Source organism: Streptomyces sp. ADMS (genome assembly GCF_033441795.1).
GTDB lineage: Bacteria > Actinomycetota > Actinomycetes > Streptomycetales > Streptomycetaceae > Streptomyces.
The window spans coordinates 1-3,014 of the sequence record NZ_JAVFVX010000260.1 but is presented as its reverse complement, the minus strand read 5'-3'; the positions used below and the strand labels follow the sequence as shown (position 1 = coordinate 3,014).

The window sequence follows — 3,014 nt, the reverse complement described above, 5'->3', positions numbered from 1 at the left end:
GGCCTGCCGGAACGCGTCGAGCAAGGTCGCTTACACCACGAGGCGGGACACGACCCAGGACGGGGATGCCTGCGAAGCGGTGGACCGGTCGGCGGCGCCCTGGCTCCGGGGCCACGCTTCCAACGCTGTCCCGCCACTCACCGGATGTGCCGTAGTGCGCGTTGACGCGCGACACTCTCGCACCGAAGAGACCATTGACGCGCGTTACCAACCAATGCTTAGTTATTGACGCGCGTTAACTCCGCTACAACAAGACGTAACCAGGAGTCCTTCATGGCGATCTCCGCCTTCAATGACGAGTGGGCCTTTCGCACGAAGGTGAGCGCCTTCGCGGAGCTCGGCGGCGCGAGCGGTGACTGGACGGCGGTGACGCTCCCGCATGACGCGCTGATCGGCATGCCCAGGCGAGCGGACGCGCCTGCCGGCGCCGCGGCCGGGTACTTTCCCAGCGGCGTGTTCGAGTACCGCAGGAGCTTGCACGTCGAGGAGTCCGATCGCGGCCGGTGCTTCTTCCTCGAGTTCGACGGGGTCCACCGGGGCGCCATGATCTATGTCAACGGTGCCCTGGCGGGCCAGCACGCCTTCGGATACTCCCGCTTCACGGTGCGGATCGACCCCTACCTCCGCTTCGGGGAGGTCAACGAGATCCGGGTCGACTGCCGTGCGCACCAGGACAGCCGTTGGTACACGGGTGCGGGCATCTACCGCGATGTACGCCTGATCGTGAAGGAACCGGTCCACATCGCCGTCGACGGCGTGCGGATCAGCACGCCGGACATCGAGCCTGGTCAGGCGGTCGTGGAAATCGCGACCGAGGTGCTGAACACCGCAGCTGTGACCACGACCGTCGAGCTGGCTTCCGCCGTGGGGGGAGACGGCTCGGCGGAGGTGGCCCATGAGCGGAGCCCGGTCACGCTGCTGCCCGGTGAGCGGGCGGTCGTCCGGCACAGGCTGTACGTCACGGATCCGGCGCTATGGAGCGTGGACAGCCCGTCTCTGTATACGGCCCGGCTTCAACTCCGGGACGGCGACCGTGTGCTCGACATCCACGCGAGCGAGTTCGGTGTCCGGCGTCTGCAGTTCGACCCCTCCAACGGCCTGCGGATCAACGGCCGCACGGTCAAGCTCCGTGGTGCGTGCCTGCACCACGACAATGGTCCCCTCGGCGCGGCGGCCATCGGGCGGGCCGAGGAACGCCGGGTCGAACTGCTGAAGGAGGCGGGCTTCAACGCGATCAGGAGCTCCCACAACCCTGCCAGTTCCGCGCTGCTCGAAGCGTGCGACCGGCTGGGCATGCTGGTCATGGACGAAGCCTTCGACGTCTGGACCGTCGGCAAGACCGATTTCGACTACGCCGGCGATTTCCGCGAGTGGTGGGAACGCGACGTGGCTGCCCTCGTCGCGAAGGACTTCAACCACCCGAGCGTGATTTTCTACTCGATCGGGAACGAGATCCCGGAGACCGGCACCCGGTTCGGCGGTGTGTGGAGCCGTCGGCTCGCCGAGAAGATCCGCTCCCTCGATGGCACCCGTTTCATCACCAATGGCATCAACGGATTCGTGTCGGTGCTCGACACGGTCGTCGCCGCGGCACGGCAGATGGCGTCGGCACAGCCGCCGAGCGGCGGGGTCAACGGCATGATGGCGCAGGTCGGAGAGATGATGAATCAGGTCACGTCCTCCGAGGAAGTGACCGGGCGAACTGAGGAGTCCTTCTCCGTTCTCGATGTGGCAGGCCTGAACTACGGTGACGGCCGCTACGAGCTCGACCGTCGGCGGTTCCCCAACCGGGTGATTGTCGGAACGGAGACCTTCCCGTCCCGCATCGCGCAGAACTGGTCACTCGTCATGTCGAACCCTCACGTCATCGGTGACTTCACCTGGACGGGCTGGGACTACCTTGGCGAGGCCGGTCTCGGCTCCGTAGGGTATGGCGACTCGGCTTCGCGGGCAGCGTCGGCCGCTCAGCCCTATCCGTGGCTCGCGGCCTGGTGCGGCGACTTCGACATCACCGGTCAGCGGCGTCCTGCATCGTACTACCGGGAGATCGTGTTCGGCCTCCGGTCGACGCCGTACATCGCCGTGCTACGTCCCCAGCACCACGGGAGAAGAGTCCTGGCCACCCCATGGTCCTGGAGCGACGCGATCGGCAGCTGGACATGGGACGGCTTCCGGGGCAAGCCCATCCACGTCGAGGTGTACAGCGACGCCGATGAGATCCAGCTGCTTCTGAACGGAACCAGTGTGGGCCGGATGCCCGCCGGACGTGATCACGAGTTCCGCGCCGACTTCGAGCTTGTCTACACGCCTGGGGAACTGGTCGCGATCGCGTACTCGGACGGCCGGGAACAGGGACGTACCGCGCTGGTCACCGCGAAGGACGCCCTCGTGCTCGACGTTCGTGCGGACCGTGGCCACCTCCGTGCCGACAGCGGGGACCTTGCCTTTGTGGACATCGCTCTCACCGACGGCACGGGGAACGTGCACCCGGGACGGGACCGGCCCGTGACCGTCACCGTGGAGGGCGCCGGCGTCCTGCAGGCACTCGGCAGTGCCGATCCTGCGGCAGAGGAGAGCTTTTCCGGGCCAAGCAGGCGGACGTTCGACGGTCGTGCGCTGGCGGTGGTCCGTCCCGTCGGGAGCGGGGACATCACTGTCACTGTCCACGCCGAAGGGTGCGAACCGGTCCGGCTCGCACTGCGCGCGGGCGCCCTCGAAGCCGTCAGCCCCGTAGCGCTTGTGCGCTGACCCCGGCCACACGGATGGAAACCGAAATGGCGAACATCCCGCTGCACGTCCTGTCCCTCGAACGCAGGACGTCATCGCTCAGCGGCGGCTTCTGGTCCACGCGGGCGTCCTCGATGCGGCTATCGACGCGATCGTGCTCGCCGACGGCCCTCACGACACCGCTCCCGCGCAGGAATCCGGGGCGCTGGAAGCGGACGTCCTGCCCGGCGCGGACTCTGCTGCGCAATTCCTCGGGGCCGCTGGACCGCACTCCGCGACCTGCGGCG

The 3,014-nt window shown here is 67.5% G+C and carries 2 protein-coding genes; one reads left to right on the top strand and one right to left on the bottom strand.

Annotated elements, in window-relative coordinates; translation table 11 throughout:
* Positions 1–273: 273 nt before the first annotated feature.
* Positions 274–2,748 carry a glycoside hydrolase family 2 TIM barrel-domain containing protein gene (locus RB628_RS40085; protein WP_318325577.1) on the top strand — a complete coding sequence of 825 codons (2,475 nt, stop codon included), beginning with the start codon at positions 274–276 and terminating at the stop codon, positions 2,746–2,748.
* Here the strand turns inward: RB628_RS40085 and RB628_RS40080 are convergent.
* On the bottom strand, positions 2,723–3,014 hold a 292-nt coding region (locus RB628_RS40080), incomplete at its 5' end, for a hypothetical protein (protein ID WP_318325576.1). The two genes, RB628_RS40085 and RB628_RS40080, sit on opposite strands and share 26 nt — an antisense overlap.

Excerpts from the sequence above, each read along its gene's own strand:
- RB628_RS40085 (WP_318325577.1), top strand. The coding sequence starts at position 274 with ATGGCGATCTCCGCCTTCAATGACGAGTGGGCCTTTCGCACGAAGGTG.